Here is a 20,468-nt window from a genome sequence, read left to right as displayed (position 1 = left end):
ATGCGAGACGGGGGCCGCTTCGGCGGCCGGAGAAGGTGAGCGAGCGTGGCCAAGCCTGTACGCGCGGCGATCGGGGACGTGTGGATCACATGTGTGTTCTGCAAGGGCGACCTTTTCCGGGACCGCGAGGTGAAGCTCAACAGCACCGGCATGGAGCTGTTCAAGTTCGGCTGGGCCAACGAATCGGCCACCGGGTTGATCTGCTGGAACTGCGGCTATGTGCACCTTTTCGCCAACACTGACATCGAGCTGTACAAGGTGAAGAAGGGCGAGATCTAGCCACTCCCACCGGCGGCCGCCCGAGGTCGCGGTAAAAGATGGTGCGCGGGATCTTTACAACGATGTAAACGGGTGATGGCATACCCGTGCCCGGCCGAATCCCCGCCCCGTCCCGGAGACCCCATGGCTCACACCGACGCCCCCTCGCCCGACGTGTCGAACGCCGTTCCACGACCCGAATATCCCCGTCCCGGCTTCGTCCGTGAGAACTGGCTCAATCTCAACGGCGCCTGGGAGTTCACCTTCGACCCCGGTGACAGCGGACTCGAACGCGGTCTGGTGCACCAGGAGCTGGACGGTCGGATCCTGGTCCCGTTCTGCCCCGAGTCCGAGCTGTCGGGGATCGGTGACACCGACTTCCACCCCGCGGTCTGGTACCGGCGCACGGTCCGGATCCCGGCGGAGTGGGCCGGCCGGCGGGTGCTGCTGCACTTCGGAGCCGTCGACCATGACGCCACCGTCTGGGCGGATGGCCGCGAAGTGGCCCGGCACAGCGGCGGCTTCACCTCCTTCACCGCCGACCTCGGCGAGGTGGCGGACCCGGCCGGTGAAGGGGCTGAGGTGGTGATCGTGGTACGGGCCCGGGACGCCCGGCACGGCCCGCAGGCGCGCGGCAAGCAGGCCACCGAGTACGCCAACAGCGACTGCCACTACACCCGCACCACCGGCATCTGGCAGACGGTCTGGATGGAGCCGGTGTCCGAGGTCCATCTGCGCAGGCCCCGGATCACCCCCGACCTCGCGTCCGGGGCCTTCCACCTCGAACTGCCGCTCAGCGCCAACCGCCCCGGCCACCGGATCACGGCCCGGGTGAACGACGCGGACGGCGAGACGGTGGCCGAGGCGACCGTGCGCGCCGACCTCGACATGGCACCCCGTATGGTGCTCGCGCTGCCCGAGGACCGGCGCCGGCCGTGGTCTCCGGAGGACCCCCATCTGTACCGGGTGCGGTTCGAGCTGCAGGACGCCGACGGCGCAGTCGTGGACCGCGCCGAGTGCACCGCCGGGCTGCGGTCGGTGGCCATCGACGGCAAGCGGCTGCTGCTCAACGGCCGCCCCGTCTTCCAGCGGCTGGTCCTGGACCAGGGCTGGTACCCCGACGGGCTGATGACCGCGCCCGACGACGCCGCCCTCGTGCGGGACATCGAGCTGTCGCTGGCCGCCGGGTTCAACGGGGCGCGGCTGCACCAGAAGGTGTTCGAGGAGCGGTTCCTGCACCACGCGGACCGGCTCGGCTATCTCGTCTGGGGCGAGTTCGGCGACTGGGGAGCCGGCACCGGGCGCACCACCCGGGACAACCAGCAGCCCACCGCCGGATTCATCGCGCAGTGGCTGGAGGCCGTGGAGCGGGACTACTCCCACCCGTCGATCGTGGGCTGGTGCCCGCTGAACGAAACACACCAGGAACTCCACGACCGGCAGAGCGTCCTGGACGATGTCACCCGGGGCATGTTCCTGGCCACGAAGGCCGCCGACACCTCCCGTCCGGTCCTGGACGCCTCCGGCTACTCCCACCGCGTGGCCGAGACCGACGTGTACGACTCGCACAGCTATGAACAGGACCCGGAGGCGTTCCGCCGCCAGATGGCCGGGCTGGACAAGGACGAGCCGTTCCTCAACCCCGACAACCGGGGAAACCCCGGCAAGCGGGACACCGACGCGGTGTGGTCGCTGCCGTACCGCGGCCAGCCCTACTTCTGCAGCGAGTTCGGTGGCATCTGGTGGAATCCGGAGGAGGCGGAGGCCGCGGCCGGTGACGACCGCGAGGTGTCCTGGGGCTACGGGGAGCGGCCGCGGACCGAGGAGGAGTTCCACACGCGCTTCGCGGGGCTGACCGCGGCGCTGCTCGACGACCCCCTGATGTTCGGCTACTGCTACACCCAGCTCACCGATGTCTTCCAGGAGCAGAACGGCGTCTACCGCTTCGACCGGAGCAGCAAGCTCGACGTGGCGCGGGTACGCGCGGCCCAGCAGCGGCCCGCCGCCTTCGAGCGCCCGGCCGGTGAGGAGGGGCGATGAGCGGTCTGTCACGACGTGGTCTGCTGAGAGGCGCGGTGTACGGGGCGGGCGCCGCCGTGTCGGCGTCCGCACTCAGCGGCTGCGGTTCGATCGCCGGAAGCGTGGCGAGCGCCGATGAGATCCAGTACTGGACCCTGTTCACCGGCCCCGACGGCGAACTGATGAAGACGATGACCCGGAACGTGGAGAAGCGGGTCCCGGATCTCAAGGTCAGGACGACGGTGCTGGACTGGGGCCCGCCGTACTACACCAAGCTCGCGATGGCCTCGGCCGGCGGCCGCTCGCCGGATGTGGCGATCATGCACCTGACCCGGCTGGCGGGCTACGCCCCCGGCGGTCTGCTCGACCCCTGGGACACGGATCTGCTGGCGGAGTTCGGCCTGAAGCAGGACGACCTCAACAAGACGCTGGTCAAGCGGAGTCTGTACCAGGGCACCCCGTACGCCATTCCGCTGGACACCCACCCCTTCGTCGTCTTCTTCGACCGGGACGTCATGGACAAGGCGGGTCTCCTCACGGGCGACGGACAGCTCGTGCCCTTCGAATCGCCGAAGCACGCCCTGGAGCTGATGGACAAGCTCCGCAAGGACACCGGCAAGCTGGGGCCCGTCTTCGGCCATGCGAACGACGCGGCGATGGGCTGGCGGATGTTCTGGACGCTGTTCAGCCAGACCGGCGCCACCTTCGACCTCACGGGCGAGCGGGCCGAGATCGACGAGGACACCGCCGTCGAGGTGGTGCGCTTCATGGCCGACCTGGCACGCGACAGCCGCACCATGGACGTCCAGACGGCGATCGCCGCCTTCGCCAACGGCCGCTCCCCGATGATCTTCTCGGGCGAGTGGGACATGGCCACCTACAAGACGGCTCTGAAGGACAAGCTGGGCGGCTCGCCCATCCCCACCTTCTACGACCGTCCGGCCGGGGCGTCCGACAGCCATGCGCTGGTGCTGCCGCACCAGGACAACCCGGACCCGGAGCACCGGCGGCGCACCCACCGGTTCGTGGCCGAGCTGGTCAAATCCGGGCTGACGTGGGCGTCGGCGGGTCATATCCCCGCGTACACACCGGCCGTCTCGTCCGCGGGCTACGCCAAGTTGCGTCCGCAGTCCGAGTACGCGGGCGCCGCGCAGCAGCTCGTGCTCGACCCGCCGGTGTGGTTCGCGGGCTCCGGCTCGGACTTCCAGACGCGGATGTGCCAGGCGCTCGATCCCGCGCTCGGTGGCTCGTCGTCCGCGGCGAGTGCGGTGCGCACGATGGTCTCCCAGATCAACACCCTGATGGCTCAGCCGAATCCGGCCTGATCGCGACGGAATCGCAGAAAGGAGCGATGTGATGGCTTCCGTCTCCACCTTCGCGCGGCGGGCCGCGGCCGGATCCCGGCGCGCCGGATCCCGGCGCGCCGCCGCCACCGACCGGCGACGGTCCCCGGGCGGCGCCGGGTGGCTCTTCGCCACCCCCTTCCTGGTGTTCTTCACGCTCTTCCTCCTCGTGCCGATCGGCATCGGCCTGTGGATGAGCTTCACCGACGCCAGCCTGACCGGACACGGTGACGGTGTCTTCGTCGGCCTGGACAACTACACCGAGGCGTTCGGCGACAGCCAGGTGTGGCAGACCCTCGGCAACACGGTCTGGTTCACCGTCCTGACCACCGTCCCCCTCGTGATCGTCGCCCTGGTGATGGCCCTGCTGGTGTACACGGGGATGCCGGGGCAGTGGTTGTGGCGGCTGGCCTTCTTCGCCTCGCATCTGCTGCCGGTGGCGGTGGTCTACCAGATCTGGAGCATGCTGTTCCAGCCGGACCGGGGGATGCTCAACAGCGTGCTCCAGACGTTCGGGATGGACGGGATCGCCTGGCTGACGGACGAGAAGTACGCGATGTGGTCCATCGGGCTGGTGACCCTGTGGTGGACGGTGGGGTTCAATTTCCTGCTCTACCTGGCCGCGTTGCAGGCGATCCCCGACCACCTCTACGAGGCGGCCGCGCTCGACGGCGCCGGTGCGTGGCGCCGACTGTGGTCGGTCACCCTCCCCCAGCTGCGCCGGACCACCGCGCTGATCGCGGTGTTGCAGGTGATGGCGTCGCTGAAGGTGTTCGACCAGATCTATCTGCTGACGAAAGGCGGCCCGAACGGGGCCACCCGGCCGATCCTGGAGTACATCTACGACACCGGCTTCACCAACTACCGGCTCGGCTACGCCTCGGCGGTCTCGTACGTGTTCTTCGGGATCATCATCATCCTCTCGCTCGCCCAGCTGAAGATCTTCTCGCGCAGGGAGGACTGATCGCGCCATGACCACCGAGACACTCTCCCCCCGTACCCCCGGAAAACCCCGCTCGACCATGCCCCGGGAAGTCGTCCGGCGGCGTCGCTACGGCGGCCATGCCTGGCACCCCACCCTCGGAACGGGCCCCCTCCCCCGTGTGCTGACGCTGCTGGCGCTGGCGCTGATGACGGTGGTCTGGCTGGTGCCGTTCGGCTGGGGCGTGGACACCTCGTTCAAGACGGAGGTCGACGCGAGCGCGTCGGGCGCCGACTGGATCCCCAAGGCGGGCTTCACCCTCGACGCCTACCGGACCATCCTCGGTCAGGGCAATCTCCCGGTGTGGGCGGTGAACAGCGTCGTGATCGCCGTGTGCGTCACGGCGATCACCGTGACCATCTCGGCGATGGCGGCGTACGCCTTCTCCCGTACGCTCTTCCGCGGCCGCCGGGTGCTCTTCGCCGTCACCATCGCCTCGATCATGGTGCCGCCGCAGATCCTGATCGTGCCGCTCTTCCGGCAGATGCTCGCGATGAACCTCGTCGACACCTACGCGGCGGTGATCCTGCCGCAGGTGGTGGCGCCCGCGATGGTGTTCATCCTGAAGAAGTTCTTCGACGGCATTCCACGTGAACTGGAGGAGGCGGCCCGGATCGATGGGGCGGGCAGCTTCCGGGTGTTCTGGAGTGTGGTGCTGCCGCTGTCCCGGCCGATCCTGGCGGCGGTGGCGATATTCGTCTTCATCAACACCTGGAACAACTTCCTCTGGCCGTTCATCAGCACCAGCGATCCGCAGCTGATGACGCTCCCGGTGGGGCTGTCGACCGTGAAGGACTCCACGGGGCTGCGGAACGCCCAGGAGTCGGCCGCCTCGATCCTCGGCTCCATCCCGCTGCTGATCGTCTTCATGCTGTTCCAGCGCCAGATCGTCAGGTCGGTGGCCACCACGGGTCTGGGAGGTCAGTGAGCGGTCCGGGCGACACCGCCCTCGGTGGACTCGCGGGCGTGGAGGGTATGTCCGACGACGACTTCCCGGGCCGGGCGGTCCGGTGCCTCGATCCTCTCCAGCAGCAGACCGATGGCGTGCCGGGCGATGGCGGTCTTGTCCGGTGCCACGCTGCTCAGGCTCGGGGTGCTGTACCGCGCGGCCTCGATGTCGTCGAAGCCCATCACGGCCATGTCGTCCGGCACCCGTAGTCCGCGCTCGTACAGGGTGCGCAGTGCGCCGAGGGCGAGCGCGTCGTTGAAGCAGAACACGGCGTCCGGCGGTTCGGCCTGGTCGAGCAGCTCCGCCATCGCCCGGGCGCCCTCGGCCAGGTGGTAGCGGGCGGTCTCACGCTCCAGCCGGGGGTCCAGCGGCAGACCGGCCTCCTCCAACCCCTGGCGGTAGCCGGTCCTGCGCAGCAGCGGTGTGCCGATGTACGGCTCGGGCTGCACCCCGATGGCGGCGATCCGGCGGCGCCCGCCGGCCACCAGATGGCTCACGGCCTCCTGCGCGGCGGCGACGTTGTCGATCACCACATGGTCGGCGAGGCCGCCGCTGGGACGCTCGCCGATGAGCACGAGCGGCACCGTGCCGAGGTGGTTCGCCAGCGCGCTGCCGTGCAGCGCGAGCGGGCTCACCACCATGCCGTCCACCACCTGGTCGCCGAGGCCGTGGATCACCGCCGCCTCCCGCTCGCGGTCACCGAGGGTCTGCTCGATCAGCAGGGTGCGGCCGTGCTCCTCCGCCGTGGTGAGGAAGTGGCGTCCCAGCTCGGCGAAGTACGGGACGTCCAGCTCGGGCAGGACCAGCCCGATCATGCCGGTGCTGCCGCGGCGGAGGTTGCGGGCCACCCGGTTGGGCCGGTAGCCGAGCTCCCGGATGGCCCGCTGGACCCGCTCCCGGGTCGCCGGGGACACATGCACAAAGCCATTGATCACATTCGACACGGTCTTCGGGGAGACCCCGGCGAGCGTCGCCACGTCCTTGACGGTGGCGCTCCGGCCGGCACCGTCCGAGCGCTTCCGCCCCGGTGCCGCTTGATCCCTGGTGGTCTGCTGTTTCACGGCGGTCACCGACCGATCCTAGAGCGTGACGGTGGTGGGCCGCACCGGCGGGCACCACCCGGGCCCCGCCCCCTGGGGAGACGGCCGCCCCCTCGGGAGACGAGCGCCCCTCGTGAGAGGGGTGACGCGAAGATCGAAACACAACCGGAATGGAATACTCAATTCAGCTTGCACACCAAGATTACATAAAGCCGAAAGGCTTTTTGGCTCGCATCCGTTGTGGCGGAGGTGACGGATGCCTATAGTGCCGTGAGGTGTACATGCGACTCCCCGAGCGGATGCTGGACGTCACGCAACGGAGGAAGTGTAGTGCCACTGATTTCCTGGGTGTCCGACCCCGTCGGACTCTTCCGAAGATGCAGATGAGCGCGGTGCGCTGCTGACCCACACCGCCTGTCAGTGACAAGATCCCGGCTCGGTGCGATCACGGCCGGTACGCATCTGTCTCAGGAATCCTTGAAACGGGAGACCTTCTCGTCATCGCGCCCTCGGGCGCCCATGAGCGGCCACGCTGTGCGCGTGGCTTGGAAAACTCCGACCGGCGAGCGAATGGAGGTGACTGAGGATGACAGCCGAGGACTTCCTGGCTTCCCGCGAGGCGGGCGAGGCCGCGACGAAGTGGTAATCGTCGCAACCGATAGGTAAAGGGCGCCGGGCGGATCTCCGTATTCGCCCGGCACCCCGTCGGCGCAGTGTGTACGAGGGTGGGTGGGACAATGCTGCACGGACTCTTGAACGAGGAATCGATAAACGACCTTCAGGGCCAGGAGTATCGTGATCGGATCCAGCGGATAGAAAAGGCGCTGACCGATGCCGCCGACGGCGACCTCTCGCTGAAGGAACTGGCCGAGTGGGCGGTCGGGCACCGGGACTGGAACGTCAGGCGCCTCGCCGTGGAGACCCTCGCCGCCCGGTTCGTCGACGCGCCCGAGGCACGGGCGGCGATCAGCGAGGCGATCCATGACGACGTCGACTGGGTGGCCTTCACCGCCATCAAGGTCGCCGGCGAGCACCGGGTCCCGGAGGCGGTGGCCCACATGATCCGCATCTCCGGCTGGCCCAGCAACTTCACCAAGCCCGCCTACGCCCGCAAACCCGTGGGCTGCGGTGCCGCCTTCACCAAGCGCGCCCTGCTCGACTTCTTCGACTCCACCGATCCGGACGAGCTCCGCGAGCTGGAGGACCGCCACTTCGCCCGGCTGCGGGCCACGGTGGACTCCGCCAGACGCGAACCGGACCTGCGCGATGCCGTGCTGATTCCGGCCGGGCCCTTCATCGCCGGGGCCCGGGTGAACGACATCGGCCCCTTCCAGATGGACAACACCGACAATCCGCTGCGCGTCGAGGAACTTCCCGCGTATTACATCGACCGGACCACGGTGACCAACGCCCGGTACGCGGAATTCCTGGACGCGGTGGGTGGCTCCAGGGAGTTCGCACACCCCGATGAGCCCGACGGCAAGGACTACACCCCGGCGCATTGGCACGATCCCCGGTTCAACGGGCCGGGCTTCCCGGTGGTCGGGGTCGACTGGTACGACGCCTACGCGTTCGCCCGCTGGGCCGGAGGCAGGCTGCCCTCGGAGAACGAATGGGAGAAGGCCGCCCGCGGAACCGACGGCCGGATCTACCCCTGGGGCGACGAATGGAGCAATGACAAGGCACAAAGCGTCTTCACGGCATACGGCCGCGACGACATCCGGAATCTCGCGGAACTGGAGGAGCTGCTCGTCACCACCACCGTCTCCTGGCCCGAGCGCCCGGTGGCGGCGGCCGACTCCCATCCGGCCGGCGCGAGCCCCTACGGCGTCCTCAACATGGCGGGGAACGTCTGGGAGCTCACCCGTACCAATTTCTTCACCCGGGCCGATATGGCCCCCTTCTTCAAGGGGCGTTCGGGGCAGGAATTCATGAACCGTCCCGAGGCTTTCCATGTGCTGCGCGGTGGGACGTGGACCTCGCCTCCGGTCTGCCTGTCGACCTTCTACCGAGGTAAGGACCTGCTCACCGACCGGCACAACGAAGTCGGCTTTCGCTGCGTATACGACGCTTCTGGAAAGTGAGGTTGCACCATGCCGGACCGAGGCGAGCGCGATGTGCTGCGGCAGTCTCTGGTGGAGGGCATCCATCTGCTCGCGGAGCTGGGCTACAGCGAGGGCATCGCGGGCCATGTGAGCGTGCGCGACCCGGAGGACCCGGATGCCTACTGGGTCAATCCCTTCGGTCTGGACTTCCACCATGTGAGGGTCGACGATCTGCTCCTCGTCGGGGCGCAGGGCACCGTCCTGGAGGGCTCGGGCGAGCTCAACCCCTCGGTGGACCCGCTCCATGGTGAACTGCATCGCAACCGGCCGGACCTGGTGGCCTTCGCCCATGCCCACGCGATGTACGGCAAGACCTGGTCGTCCCTGGGCCGACTGCTCGATCCGATCACTCAGGACGCCTGCGTCCTCTACCGGCGGCACGGCCTGTACGACCGGTTCACCGGTCTGGTCAACGCGCGCCAGGAGGGCAAGGAAGTCATCGAGGCCATGGGCGACGGCACTGCCGTGATCATGCAGAATCATGGCTTCCTGACCGGGGGCCGCTCCCTGGGCGAGGCGATCTGGCTGTTCATCGTGATGGAACGGGCCGCCGCGTCCCAGCTGATGGCCGAGGCAGTCGGCACGCCGCGGCTGATCCCGCACGAGACGGCCCTGGAGACCGGACGCGCGCTGGCCAAGCTCGAATTCGCCGACCGGCAGTACCGGAATCTGTACGAGACGACCTGCCGCCGCGGGAAGTGAGACCATGAAGGTCGGGCTCAACTTCCTGCCCACCGTGGGCCCCGGCGAGATGCCGGCCGAACGGTTCTACGACGAGATCATCGAGCTCAGCGAGCTGGCCGACCGGCTCTCCTTCAGCCATGTGAAGCTGGTCGAGCACCACTTCCACGAGTGGGGCGGATACAGCCCGGACCCGGTGGCGCTGCTGTCGGCCATCGCCCGGCGGACGACCCGCGTACGGCTGGTGACCGGGGCGGTCACCCCCGCGTTCACCCACCCCATCAAGCTGGCCGCCTCACTGTCGGTCCTCGACAACCTCTCCCACGGCCGCCTCGACGCCGGGTTCGGCCGGGCGTTCCTGCCCTCGGAGTTCGAGGCGTTCGAGGTGGACATGGCCGACAGCCGGGCTCTGCTGGAGGAGAACGTCGAGGCCGTCGAGCGGTTGTGGACGGACGAGGGTTTCCGCTGGGAGGGCCGCTTCCACCGCTTCGGCCCGCTGCCCGCGATGCTGCCCCGCCCCGCGCAGCTCCCCCGGCCACCGGTGTTCATCGCCGCCACCACCTCTCCGGAGACCTTCACCTGGGCCGCGTCCAAGGGGTACCACCTCATGATCATCCCGGTGGTGGCCAGCCATGAGAAGCTCACCGGGCTGCTCGATCTGTACCGCGCCACCCGGATCGAGCACGGCCACTCCCCGGACTTCCGACTGCATGTCAGCTACCACTGCTATGTGGCGGAGAGCCAGGACGAGGCGGTGGCGCGAGCCGAGGAGCACTACGCCGCGTACCGGGCCAAACAGCTTGAGGCATACGGGAGTTGGCGCGGCATCACCTCGGACCAGTACCGAGGCTATGAGCGCATGGAACAGGCGGCTCGCACGACCACGGTGGCCGGTCTGATGGCCGCGGACAACATCATCGTGGGTGGGGTGGCCGAGACGGCCGCCACCCTCCGCCGCATCGGCAAGCTCTACCCCGGTGCCGAACTGAGCCTGCAGCTGCGGTTCGGGTCCGTCCCGCACACCGAGGCCATGCGGGCGGTGCGGCTGCTCGGGGAGCGCGTGCTGCCCGAGCTCATGGAGGGCGAATGACCGCGTCCGGCGATCCGGTTCCGCTCAGTCCGCAGCAGGAGTGGATCTGGGAGAGCATGCGCTTCATGAACCCGGACGACGCGGCGATGACCAGGACCAATGTCTGTCTGGCGTTCACGTTGCACGGCCGGCTGGACACCGGGCGGCTCGAACGGGCGCTGGCCGATGTCCGCCGACGGCACGAGGCGCTGCGCACCAGTCTCAGCGACCTGGGCACCGCACCCCGCACCCACGTCCAGGACGCGGAGGACGCGCACCCACCCCTCCTCGCCCTGGTGGATCTCTCCGGCGTGCCACCGGAGGATCAGGACACCTACTGCGAGCTGGTGGCCGGCGCCGAGGAGCACCGCCTCTTCGACTACGTCCGGGGCCCGCTGTGGCGGGCGACGCTGGTGCGCCGCTCCCCGGCGGAGCATGTGCTGGTCCTGTCCGCCGCCCATCTGGTGCTGGACGCCCCCTCGGTGCAGCTGGTCGTCCGGCACCTGGCCGAGGCGTACGAGGGGATCGCCCCTCCGGCACGGCAGGAGCAGTACCGCGACTTCGTGCGGCGGGCCGCCCGGCCGCCCGCGGACGCCGACCGGCGTCTGGACCACTGGCGCCGGGTGCTCAGCCCCCTGCCCGCCCCGCTCGACGTGCGCACCGACTATCCCGCGGCCCCACCGCCGGTCTTCCTGCGGGAGACGACGCCGTTCCGGGCCGAGGCCGATCCGGAGGCCCTCGCCGGGCTCCGCGGCCGGGCGGGCGTCACCCCCTATCTGATCCATGTCGCGGCCTATGTGGCCGCCCTCGCGGACCTCTGCGGGGCGCGGCGCGTCGTGGTCGGCTCCACGCTGACCCGGCTGGAGCTCAAACCGGATCCGCATGCGGTCGGGCACTTCGCCGATCTGGTGCTGCTGCCGATCGAGGTGCGCCCCGAGCACACCTTCGGCGAGCTTCTGGAACACGTCAGGGACACCGCGCTCGACGCCTACGACAACCAGTTGCCGTATCCGCGCATCGCCGACGCGATCGACCCGGACTTCACGGCCAGACGGCCCTGGCCGGCGAGGGCGCTGTACCACGTATGGGTGCGCGGCAGCGTCCTCAACGCCGATCTGGGCCCGCCGGAGCGCATCGGCGACGCCGAGGTCCGTCCCTTCGAGTTCACCAGGGAGACCTGCTATCCCATCGAGCTGGACGGCGATCGGTACGCGCATGTCTACGGCCAGAACGTGGTGCCCACCCTCTACGCCGGCCCGACCGGGCTGGAGGGCGAGATGACGTACAACCGCGCGGTCTTCACCCCGAGCAGCGCACAGCGCTACGTCGACCGCCACTGCCGGAACCTGGAGCACATGCTCAAGGACCCCCAGACGCGGCTCGGGGAGGTGTGGCATGACAGCGGCCGCTGACCCGCCCGGACACGGCCGTCCGGCCCACACCCACGACCTGGTGCGCGACGCCGCACGACGGTGGCCGGACCGGCCGGCGCTGATCGAGGGCGACACCGTCCTCACCCACCGCCAACTCGACCGGCGCGCGGAGGACTTGGCCCGGGCCCTGGTGGCAAGGGGCGCGGGCGGCGACATGACCATCGGGGTCGGCGTGCCGCGCTCCGCCGAGCATGTGATCGCCGCGCTCGCCGTGTGGAAGGCCGGTGGCGTCTATGTGCCACTGGCGACGGATCTGCCCCCGGCCCGGATCGCGGACATGCTGGGGGTCGCCGGGGTGCGGCTGACAGTGGGTCCGGGACTGACCATCAGCGAGGTCGCGGATCCCCCCGTGGACCGGCCACTGGCCGGTCTGCCGCCGGCTCCGGAGGGCGAGGACGGCGCTGTCGCCTGCGTCTACTTCACCTCGGGCTCGACCGGCCGCCCCAAGGCGGTGGCCCTTACGCACGCGGGCATCGTGAACGAGGCGCTGTGGTCCCATGACGCCTTCTCGATCCGCCCCGAGGACCGCAGCGGCTGGCTGGCGTCCCCCGGATTCGCCATCTCACGATGGGAGTTGTGGACTCCGCTGACCGCGGGCGCCGCCATCGCCGTCTCCGAGGAAGGCGCCGTCCGCGAGCCGGGGGCGCTCCGTGACTGGCTGCTGGACCAGGGGGTGACCTGGAGCATCGTGGTGACCGGGCTCGCGGAACGGCTCTTCGGCGTCCCCTGGCCGGCCGACTGCCCGCTGCGCCTGCTGGTGACGGGCGGTGAGCAACTGCGGGTCTGGCCCCGCGGGCTGCCCTTCGAGGTCGTCAACTCCTACGGTGTCACCGAGGCGTCCAGCGTCCGCCTCGCGGCCCGGCTCGACCCCTTGGAGGGGTCCACCGGAGGTCTCCCCTCCGTGGGCCGTCCGATCCGCGGTACCCGGGTCCATGTGCTCGACGACGCGCTGGCGCCGGTGCCCGACGGGGAGGTCGGGGAGCTGTTCATCGGCGGTGTCGGGCTGGCCCGCGGCTACCTCGGCGACCCGGAACAGACCGCACGCCGCTTCGTACCCGATCCGTTCCACGGCGGCGGGCGGCGCCTGTACCGCACCGGTGATCTGGTGCGTGTCGATGAGAAGGGGCGGGTGGAATTCGTCCGCCGGCTGAACGACGACCCGAAGGTCAACGGTGTCCGCGTCGATCTCGCGGCCGTCGAGGCCGCGCTGCTCGCCTCGCCCGGGGTCACCGGGGCCGCGGCCGCGATCCGTGTCCATGACGGGGAGCGGCCACGGCTGGTGGGGTATCTGGTCGTGGACGACGACCGGTCGGCCGCCGATGAGGTGATCGACGCGGTCGCCCGGCGGCTGCCCCCTCAGATGGTGCCCGGCGTCCTGGTGCGTCTCTCCTCCCTGCCGCTGCTGTCCAGCGGGAAGGTGGACCGCGGCCGGCTCCCGGAACCCACGGCGGACATCGTGTTCCGCGGTCGTCCGGCCACCGCGCGGGACGAGACCGAGCAGCAGGTCATCGACGTCTTCCGGGAGGTCCTCGGCCGCGCGGACATCGGCGCCCACGACGACTTCTTCGGCTTGGGCGGGGACTCCATGGGCGTCGCCCGGGTGCGGCAGTCCCTTCTGGAACGGCACGGCATCGACGTCCCGTACACCCTCATCTTCCGTCAGCGGACCCCGCGCCGGATCTGTACGGCCGCGAGCGACGGCGGGGAGGAGCCCCGGTGACCTTCACGGACGCGCCCAGCAGGCTTCCGGTTCTGGCGAGCCGTACGGACCAGCTCGCGGACTCCGCCGTCGGCGCCGTGCTCCGGCTGACCGACGGCCACGATGTGATCGCTCTGGCGGCCGGCAGCCCGGCTCCGGAGACCTACTGCCACCAGGAGTTCACCGACGCCACCACCCGCCTGCTGAGCCAGGGCGGCCTGCCGCTGCGGTACGGCGACGCGAGCGGGCTGCCCGAGCTCCGGTCGTGGATCGCGGCCCGGGAGTCCGCCGAGCTCGGCCGTCCGGTCGACGCCGGGCAGGTGCTTCTCACCCATGGCTCACAACAGGGCCTCGACCTGCTGTGCAAGGCGCTGCTCGATCCCGGGGACGTGGTCTTCGTGGACCGGCCCAGCTATGTGGGAGCGCTCCAGGTCTTCCGTCTCTTCCAGGCCCGGGTGGTGGACCTTCCCCTGGGATCGGACGAGGGTCTCGACCGGCTCGAAGCGGCGCTGTCCGTGGAGGAACGGGCCAAAATCATCTATGTGGTACCCACCTTCGCCAATCCGACGGGCGCCACCCTGGACACCGCGCACCGGCGCCGGCTGGCCGCCCTCGCGCAGCGGTACGGCTGTGTCCTCGTCGAGGACGACCCCTACCGGGATCTCGGCTACGACACCGTCGCGCCCCGGCCGGCCGCCGCGACCTCCGCCGTGGCCGGCGCCGTACGGATGGGTACCTTCTCCAAGGTGCTCTTCCCCGCGGCGCGCCTGGGCCATCTGGTCCTCCCACCGTTTCTCACCGATGTGCTGATGAAGTTCAAACAGGCGGCCGACCTGGGGAATTCGCTTCTGATGCAGCAGGTGGTGCATGAGCTCGTCCAGGAGCCCGGCTTTCTGGCCACCCGGCTGGAGCACGCCCGTCATCTCTATCGCAGGCGCCGCGACGCACTGGTGAGCGCCTTGGCCGACTCCTTCGAGGGGGCTTTGGAGTTCGAGGTGCCCCACGGTGGCTTCTTCGTCTGGGCGAGGCTTCCCGGGGGCGCCGACGCCACCGCACTGCTGGCCGCCGCGGTCGAGGAAGGTGTCTCCTTCGTACCGGGGACCGATTTCTACGCCACCGGGCCCGACCCGTCCACCCTCCGGCTGTCCTTCTCCTGCACCCGTGCCGAGGACATCGTCGAAGGCGTCGCGCGGCTGGAACGGGCGTGGCGGACCCTGCGCAAGGGGCCCCGCTCATGAAGCTCACCAGGGACGACGACGGAACCTTCCCGGGCCTCGACAAGGCCCCGTTCGACGTGGACGCGTTCCTGGCCCGGCCCCTGGTGGCCCGGCTGGCCACCGAGGGCCCACGGGTGCGGCCCGTGTGGTTCCTGTGGGAGGACCACGCCTTCTGGGTGCTCACGGGCCCCTGGGCCCGGCTGGAGGAGCGACTGGACCGTGCCCCGGTCTTCGAACTCGTGGTGGACTCGTGCGACCTCGCGACCGGCACCGTTCACCAGGTCATCGCCCGTGGCCACGGCCGGGTGGTGGACTTCGACACGGACCGGGGCCGCCGCAAGCTCACCCGGTACCTGGGCGAGCGGGAGGAGCTGTGGGACACCCGGTTCAGCCTGCGCGACGACCCGTCCGCCCGGGGCACCCGCTGGGCCCTGCTGGTGCCCGACACCCTGTGGATCGCGGACCTGTCCTTCCGCCCGCCCCGCGAAGCGCGAACGGATTGCCCATGAGCACGGACACCACGGACGAGACGGCGGAAGGGGGCGCCGGCCACCGGTCCTACCGCCGGGTGCTGACGGGGAACCCGCGCCTGGCCGTACTGCTCGCCGGCTATGTGGTCTCCAGCGTGGGCGATGGCATCCTGCTGATCGCCCTGCCGCTGCTGGCCATACGCCACCACGGACAGCTCTCCGCCCCCGTGGCGGTCGGCCTGGTGATGACCGCGCCGTATGTACTGTCGACCGTGCTCGCCCTCAGCATCGGCCTGGGACGGCTGCGGCTGCCCACCCGGGCCGTGGTCATCACCGACAGCGCGCTGCGCACCGTCCTCTTCACGGTGGTGGGTCTCGCCGCCATGGCCGACCGGATCGACATCCGGTTCCTGGTGGTGGCGCTGCTCCTCGGGTCCGTCCTGCATCAGACGGCGTCCAGCAGCCGGCGCCTCGTCGCCACCGGTATGGCCGGGAAGGACGAGCTCTTCACCGTCAACGGACTGCTGGGCTTCGCCAACAGCCTGGCGCTCTACGTCGTGGGGCCGGCGGTCGGTGGCGCGGTCACGGTCGCGTTCGGAGCGGACGTGGCGGTCCTCCTCGAAGCGCTCAGCTTCCTCTTGCTGTTCGGGGCCGTCGCGCTCGTCGTGCCGCCACAGCCGCGAGCGCCCCGGGCGGAGCGGTCGACGGAGTCCGGGTGGCGGATCCTGCGGCTGCGTCCCGTGGCCGCCCGCCTGTTCTTCGTGGTCTTCTTCTTCAATCTGTCCTATATGCCGGTGGAAGTGGCGCTTCCCGTGCTGGTCAACGGAGAGCTCCACGGGGACGGAAACACCCTGGGCATCATCTGGACCGCCTTCGGCGCCGGGGCGTTGCTCGGCGGGGCGCTCACCGGGTTCCTGCGGAAACTGCACCAGCAGGCCGTCCTGGTGGCGGTCATCGCGCTGTGGGGCGGTTCGGTGGTGCTGCTCGCCCTGGCCCCCTCCGGGCCGGTGGCGATGTGCGCCTTCGCCCTGGGCGGGCTCATCTACGCCCCCTTCACCCCCATCGCCTACACCTTTGTGCAGTCGGAGCTCCCGCCCCATGAGCAGCAGCCGGTGATCACGCTCTGGACCACCGGCTCGACGCTGGCGGCCCCGATCGGCCTGCCGCTCAGCGGCCCGCTGGTGAGTGCGCTCGGTGCGCGCGGCGGACTGCTGCTCTCCGCGGCGCTCACCCTCGTTCTCGTTCCGTTCGCCGCCAAGGGCCTGCTGGGCCCTCGCCGAGTCGCCTAGCCAGAGGAGTGCGCACGTGCAGGGATACGAATCGTCGACCTACGGCGACCACATGACCGACCACGACGCCATCGGCTGGCCGGCCGCGAAGGACGAGGACGCGGCGGTGGGGTTCCTCGTGGACGTGGCCAAGCCCGGCCATGCGCTGGAGCTCGGGGTGGGCACCGGGCGGGTCGCCCTGCCGCTGGCGGAGCGGGGGGTGCGGGTCACCGGCATCGACGCCTCCCCCGTCATGCTCCAGCAGATGGCCGACAAGCCGGGCAGCGCACAGGTGCGGGCCGTCGAGGGCGACTTCGCGGAGGCCGCCGTCGACGGGACGTTCGACCTCGTCTACGCCGTTCAGCACACGTTCTTCCTGCTGCGCGACCAGGAGACCCAGATCCGCTGCTTCCAGAACGTGGCCGCGCGGCTGGCTCCCGGTGGCGCCTTCGTCCTGCAGGTGTTCGTCCCCGATCCGCACCGGCTGATCCAGCCGCAGGCCAGCGACGCCCTTCATGTGGCGCTCGACCAGGTGGTCCTGCGGGTCTCGAAGTTCGACCGGGTGAGGCAGACGGTCAACCGGCAGTACGTCGCCATCACCGAGGGCGGGACAAAGCTGTACCCCATGGTGTTCCGCTATGCGTGGCCCACCGAGCTGGACCTGATGGCGCGGCTGGCGGGCCTCCGGCTGGAAGGGCGCTGGGACGGCTGGTCGCGAGCGCCCTTCACCGCGGAGGGCGGGTATGTCGTGGTCTACCGCAAGCCTGCCGAGGCCGTGTGAGGGCCTACGCCACGGTGTCGCCGACCCGGACGGGTCCGTTGGCGGTGACCGACTGGATGGCCGCGAGCGCGACGGACAGGGCGGCGCGGGCGTCCTGTCCGGTGACGGAGGGGGCACGTCCGGCGCGCACGCACTCGGTGAAGTCGGCGAGTTCGGCGACGTAGGCGTCATGGAAGAGCTCCTGGTCATAGGTGACACATGCGGCGCCGATGCCGTCCGGGCCGTAGGCGGTCAGATGGCTGCGGCGGATGTCGCCCAGGGTGAGCATGCCGGCCGAGCCGAAGACCTCACCGCGGACGTCGTATCCGTACACGGCCTGGAAGTTCGCCTCGGCGGTGGCCAGGGCGCCGTTGTCGAAGCGGATGGTGACCACGGCGGTGTCGAGCAGTCCGCGGTCCTTGAAGTCGGGACGGACCAGGGCGTCGGCGAATGCGAAGACCTCGACCGGGGTGGCGCCGGGGTTGAGAAAGCGCAGGGTGTCGAAGTCGTGGATGAGGGTCTCCAGGAAGATGGTCCACGGCGGGATACGGCCCGGATCGGCCAGCTGGGGGTCGCGGGTGAGCGAACGCAGCAGCTGCGGGGTGCCGATGGCACCTGCGCGGATCTTCTCGTGGGCGGCGTGGAAGCCGGTGTCATAGCGGCGGTTGAAGCCCACCTGGAGGGGGACACCGGCGTCGGCCGCGGCCGCGATGGCGCGGTCGGCCTCATCGAGGGTGACGGCCATGGGCTTCTCGCAGTAGACGGCCTTGCCCGCCCGGGCCGCGGCCTCGACTAGCCCGGCGTGGCTGCGGGCCGGGGTGGCGATGACCACCGCCTCGATCCCGGGGTCGGCCAGCAGTTCGCCTATCTCGGTGTACGCCGTGGCGCCGCCCAGCCGGTCGGCGAGTGCCTGGGCGGCACCCGGGGCCGGGTCGGCGATGGCCGCGAGACGGGCGCCGGGGAGGCGGCGGGTGAGGGTCTCGGCGTGGAAGGAGCCCATGCGGCCGGCGCCGATGAGACCGACGGGGAGAGGGTGTCGCGTGGTCATGCGGATGCTCCGTAGGTTCCGTAGTTCCGTGGGCGAGAAGGGGTGCGATCAGGGCGGTACGGTGTCGCGGCCGCGCCGTCAGGGGGTGAAGGCGGAGCGGAAGCGCTCCAGGGCGAGGTCGCTGTCGCCGGAGGCCCACGCCTCCATGGCCACGGTGCCCTCGTAGCGGAGGTCGACGAGGGTGCGGGCGAGGGCCGGGTAGTTGATCTCCCCGGTTCCGGGCTCGCGGCGGCCCGGTACGTCGGCCACCTGGATCTCGCCGATCAGACCCCGGCCGTGGGACCGGCGGACCAGCTCGATCAGGTTTCCCTCGCCGATCTGCGCGTGGTACAGGTCCAGGTTCATCCGCAGACCCGGTCGGTCCACGGCCTCGACCAGCGCCAGGGTGTCGGCGGCCGTCGCGAACGGCACGCCCGGGTGGTCGACGGCGGTGTTGAGGTTCTCCAGGGTGAAGGTGACCCCGGCGCGCTCGCCGAGTTCGGCGAGGCGGGTGAGGGTGCGATGGGCGGCGATCCACATCGGGCCGGTGGCCGGGCCCGCCACCGGCACCATTGGCAGGCCGTCGCCGTCCAGCCCGGTGCCGTGCAGATTCAGCCGGGGACAGCCGAGCCGTTCGGCCACTTTGACCGACTCCTCGGCGGTGCGCAGGAGTTCGGCCGCCCCGTCCTCGTCCGTCAGGCTGCCGCGGAGATAGCCGGTCATCGAGGAGAACACCGCGCCGGTCCGCTCCAGTGCGGTCAGATCGTGTCGGCTCCAGTCCCAGATCTCGACCTGGAAGCCGGCGTCGTGGATGCGCCGTGCCCGTTCCTGGACCGGCAGATCCCGGAAGACCATCTCGGCGCAGACCGCCAACGTGTACATCGCTGCTCGTCCTCTCTACGGCCCGGCACGACTAGAACGTTCCAGCTACTAGAACGTTCTAGAGACGAGCAGCAGTACGCCAGCCACCGGACGCCCCTGTCAAGGGCCGACGGCCGCATCACTAGAACGTTATAGAAGCCGGGCAACCGCATATCGCGCCCTGGGCTACCATCGTCGCCCGGAAGGCGAACCCCGCCCGCTCCGCCCGAAGACAACACCTCGACCAGGGAGGCCAGTGGTGCCACCGACGCCGGCCGTCCCCCACGGGAAGCGCCCCACGCTCGCGGACGTGGCGGCGCGGGCAGGTGTGTCCACGGCGCTGGTCTCCATCGTGATGCGGGACGCCAAGGGCGCCGGCGCCGCCACCCGCGAGCGGGTCCTCAAGGCGGCACAGGAGATCGGATACCGGCCGGACGCCCGGGCCCGGCTGCTGCGCAGCCACCGGTCCCGTCTCCTCGGGGTGCAGTTCGGCCTCCAGCACCCCTTCCACTCAGACCTGCTGGAGGGCATCTACGCGGTGGCCGAACCGGCCGGGTACCAGATCGCGCTGAGCGCCGTGGCCGCGGGCCGTGGCGAGCGGCGGGCGACCGACACCCTGCTCGCCGACCGCTGCGAGGCCCTGATCCTGCTCGGGCCGCAGGCCCCGGCCGCGCGGCTCGCCGAACTCGCCGGACAGCTCCCGGTCGTCTCCGTGGCCCGCCGACTGCGCGGGACCGCCCCGGGCGTGGAGGTGGTGCGGACCGCCGATGACGAGGGCGCCCGCCAGGCCGTGGACCACCTGGTGGCCCTCGGCCACCACGACATCGCCCATATCGACGGCGGCCGGGCACCCGGCGCCGCCGACCGGCGCCGTGGTTACCGCACCGCCATGAGCCGCCACGGCCTCGCCGACCACGTCCGCGTCCTGCCCGGCGGCCTCACCGAGGAGGACGGCGCCACGGGCGCCCGCGCCCTCCTCGATGCCACTCCCCTGCCCACGGCCGTCCTCGCCTTCAACGACCGCTCCGCCACCGGCGTCCTGGACACCTTCCTCCGCGCCCGGGTCTCCGTCCCCGACGAGATCTCCGTCATCGGCTTCGACGACAGCCATCTGTCGCGCCTGGCCCATATCAACCTCACCACGGTCGGTCAGGACATCCCCCGCCTCGCCGAACTCGCCGTCGGCCGGGCCATCGCCCGCCTGGAGGGCGAGCGGACACCCACCGGGGAGGCGGTGGTCGCCCCGCAGCTCGTCATCCGGGGCACGACGGCCGGGCCCGCCTGATC

Annotated in this window: 18 protein-coding genes; 15 read left to right on the top strand and 3 right to left on the bottom strand. The window is 70.4% G+C overall.

The genetic code is table 11. The features are described 5' to 3' along the window. Positions 1-45: 45 nt before the first annotated feature. The 5 genes from BLV72_RS43550 to BLV72_RS43530 all read left to right on the top strand — a co-directional run bounded on the left by BLV72_RS43550 (position 46) and on the right by BLV72_RS43530 (position 5,530). On the top strand, positions 46-279 hold the full coding sequence (locus BLV72_RS43550; RefSeq protein WP_043236480.1) for a hypothetical protein: 234 nt from the start codon (positions 46-48) through the stop codon (positions 277-279). 123 nt (positions 280-402) lie between these two features. Continuing rightward, on the top strand, positions 403-2,298 hold the full coding sequence (locus tag BLV72_RS43545) for a glycoside hydrolase family 2 protein (protein ID WP_093469398.1): 1,896 nt from the start codon (positions 403-405) through the stop codon (positions 2,296-2,298). Next, a complete protein-coding gene (locus BLV72_RS43540; RefSeq protein ID WP_093469396.1) occupies positions 2,295-3,602 on the top strand; it encodes an extracellular solute-binding protein in 1,308 nt (435 codons plus the stop codon). The genes BLV72_RS43545 and BLV72_RS43540 overlap by 4 nt, the downstream gene beginning before the upstream one ends. Positions 3,603-3,633: 31 nt before the next feature. Continuing rightward, a complete protein-coding gene (locus BLV72_RS43535) occupies positions 3,634-4,584 on the top strand; it encodes a carbohydrate ABC transporter permease (protein ID WP_093469395.1) in 951 nt (316 codons plus the stop codon). A 58-nt stretch (positions 4,585-4,642) separates the two neighbouring features. Next, complete coding sequence (locus tag BLV72_RS43530) at positions 4,643-5,530, top strand: carbohydrate ABC transporter permease (RefSeq protein WP_374229337.1); 888 nt, start codon at positions 4,643-4,645, stop codon at positions 5,528-5,530. Here the strand turns inward: BLV72_RS43530 and BLV72_RS43525 are convergent. After that, a complete protein-coding gene (locus tag BLV72_RS43525; protein ID WP_093469392.1) occupies positions 5,524-6,621 on the bottom strand; it encodes a LacI family DNA-binding transcriptional regulator in 1,098 nt (365 codons plus the stop codon). The two genes, BLV72_RS43530 and BLV72_RS43525, sit on opposite strands and share 7 nt — an antisense overlap. Positions 6,622-7,328: 707 nt before the next feature. Here BLV72_RS43525 and BLV72_RS43520 point away from each other — a divergent pair. Genes BLV72_RS43520 through BLV72_RS43480 form a run of 9 tightly spaced genes read left to right on the top strand, consistent with a single transcriptional unit; the run spans position 7,329 to position 17,314 of the window. Next, entirely contained in the window at positions 7,329-8,675 is a 1,347-nt protein-coding gene (locus tag BLV72_RS43520; RefSeq protein ID WP_093469390.1) for an SUMF1/EgtB/PvdO family nonheme iron enzyme, read from the top strand. A gap of 9 nt (positions 8,676-8,684) precedes the next feature. After that, positions 8,685-9,398, top strand: coding sequence for a class II aldolase/adducin family protein (locus BLV72_RS43515; protein WP_093469389.1), 714 nt, complete (start codon positions 8,685-8,687; stop codon positions 9,396-9,398). A gap of 4 nt (positions 9,399-9,402) precedes the next feature. Beyond that, the gene (locus BLV72_RS43510) at positions 9,403-10,467 is read left to right on the top strand and encodes an LLM class flavin-dependent oxidoreductase (protein ID WP_093469387.1); all 1,065 of its coding nucleotides are present in this window, start codon (positions 9,403-9,405) and stop codon (positions 10,465-10,467) included. Further along, positions 10,464-11,858, top strand: coding sequence for a condensation domain-containing protein (locus BLV72_RS43505; protein ID WP_093469386.1), 1,395 nt, complete (start codon positions 10,464-10,466; stop codon positions 11,856-11,858). The genes BLV72_RS43510 and BLV72_RS43505 overlap by 4 nt, the downstream gene beginning before the upstream one ends. Beyond that, positions 11,842-13,599: a non-ribosomal peptide synthetase gene (locus tag BLV72_RS43500; protein WP_093469384.1), complete on the top strand. Its 1,758-nt coding sequence runs from the start codon at positions 11,842-11,844 to the stop codon at positions 13,597-13,599. Before BLV72_RS43505 ends, BLV72_RS43500 begins: the two co-directional genes overlap by 17 nt. Then, entirely contained in the window at positions 13,596-14,816 is a 1,221-nt protein-coding gene (locus BLV72_RS43495) for an aminotransferase-like domain-containing protein (RefSeq protein ID WP_167746528.1), read from the top strand. Before BLV72_RS43500 ends, BLV72_RS43495 begins: the two co-directional genes overlap by 4 nt. After that, on the top strand, positions 14,813-15,304 hold the full coding sequence (locus BLV72_RS43490; RefSeq protein WP_093469381.1) for a pyridoxamine 5'-phosphate oxidase family protein: 492 nt from the start codon (positions 14,813-14,815) through the stop codon (positions 15,302-15,304). The genes BLV72_RS43495 and BLV72_RS43490 overlap by 4 nt, the downstream gene beginning before the upstream one ends. Then, on the top strand, positions 15,301-16,554 hold the full coding sequence (locus tag BLV72_RS43485; protein ID WP_093469380.1) for an MFS transporter: 1,254 nt from the start codon (positions 15,301-15,303) through the stop codon (positions 16,552-16,554). Before BLV72_RS43490 ends, BLV72_RS43485 begins: the two co-directional genes overlap by 4 nt. A 16-nt stretch (positions 16,555-16,570) precedes the next feature. Next, entirely contained in the window at positions 16,571-17,314 is a 744-nt protein-coding gene (locus BLV72_RS43480; RefSeq protein ID WP_093469378.1) for a class I SAM-dependent methyltransferase, read from the top strand. A 4-nt stretch (positions 17,315-17,318) separates the two neighbouring features. Here BLV72_RS43480 and BLV72_RS43475 read toward each other — a convergent pair whose 3' ends face one another. Next, complete coding sequence (locus BLV72_RS43475) at positions 17,319-18,341, bottom strand: Gfo/Idh/MocA family oxidoreductase (protein WP_093469377.1); 1,023 nt, start codon at positions 18,339-18,341, stop codon at positions 17,319-17,321. 78 nt (positions 18,342-18,419) lie between these two features. Continuing rightward, positions 18,420-19,202 carry a TIM barrel protein gene (locus BLV72_RS43470; protein ID WP_093469375.1) on the bottom strand — a complete coding sequence of 261 codons (783 nt, stop codon included), beginning with the start codon at positions 19,200-19,202 and terminating at the stop codon, positions 18,420-18,422. 238 nt (positions 19,203-19,440) lie between these two features. Here BLV72_RS43470 and BLV72_RS43465 point away from each other — a divergent pair, with 238 nt between their 5' ends. Then, complete coding sequence (locus BLV72_RS43465) at positions 19,441-20,466, top strand: LacI family DNA-binding transcriptional regulator (protein ID WP_093470879.1); 1,026 nt, start codon at positions 19,441-19,443, stop codon at positions 20,464-20,466. Positions 20,467-20,468 lie beyond the last annotated feature (2 nt).

This window comes from Streptomyces melanosporofaciens (assembly GCF_900105695.1).
Taxonomy (GTDB): Bacteria; Actinomycetota; Actinomycetes; order Streptomycetales; family Streptomycetaceae; genus Streptomyces; species Streptomyces antimycoticus.
The sequence above is the reverse complement of the archived record's forward strand: the minus strand, read 5'-3'. Positions and strand labels throughout refer to the sequence as shown.

Bases quoted from the DNA above. Each gene is read 5' to 3' on its own strand.
- BLV72_RS43470 (WP_093469375.1), bottom strand. From the start codon at position 19,202: ATGTACACGTTGGCGGTCTGCGCCGAGATGGTCTTCCGGGATCTGCCG.
- BLV72_RS43545 (WP_093469398.1), top strand. From the start codon at position 403: ATGGCTCACACCGACGCCCCCTCGCCCGACGTGTCGAACGCCGTTCCA.
- BLV72_RS43510 (WP_093469387.1), top strand. From the start codon at position 9,403: ATGAAGGTCGGGCTCAACTTCCTGCCCACCGTGGGCCCCGGCGAGATG.
- BLV72_RS43490 (WP_093469381.1), top strand. From the start codon at position 14,813: ATGAAGCTCACCAGGGACGACGACGGAACCTTCCCGGGCCTCGACAAG.
- BLV72_RS43520 (WP_093469390.1), top strand. From the start codon at position 7,329: ATGCTGCACGGACTCTTGAACGAGGAATCGATAAACGACCTTCAGGGC.
- BLV72_RS43515 (WP_093469389.1), top strand. From the start codon at position 8,685: ATGCCGGACCGAGGCGAGCGCGATGTGCTGCGGCAGTCTCTGGTGGAG.
- BLV72_RS43475 (WP_093469377.1), bottom strand. From the start codon at position 18,341: ATGACCACGCGACACCCTCTCCCCGTCGGTCTCATCGGCGCCGGCCGC.
- BLV72_RS43530 (WP_374229337.1), top strand. From the start codon at position 4,643: ATGCCCCGGGAAGTCGTCCGGCGGCGTCGCTACGGCGGCCATGCCTGG.
- BLV72_RS43535 (WP_093469395.1), top strand. From the start codon at position 3,634: ATGGCTTCCGTCTCCACCTTCGCGCGGCGGGCCGCGGCCGGATCCCGG.
- BLV72_RS43500 (WP_093469384.1), top strand. From the start codon at position 11,842: ATGACAGCGGCCGCTGACCCGCCCGGACACGGCCGTCCGGCCCACACC.
- BLV72_RS43505 (WP_093469386.1), top strand. From the start codon at position 10,464: ATGACCGCGTCCGGCGATCCGGTTCCGCTCAGTCCGCAGCAGGAGTGG.
- BLV72_RS43485 (WP_093469380.1), top strand. From the start codon at position 15,301: ATGAGCACGGACACCACGGACGAGACGGCGGAAGGGGGCGCCGGCCAC.
- BLV72_RS43540 (WP_093469396.1), top strand. From the start codon at position 2,295: ATGAGCGGTCTGTCACGACGTGGTCTGCTGAGAGGCGCGGTGTACGGG.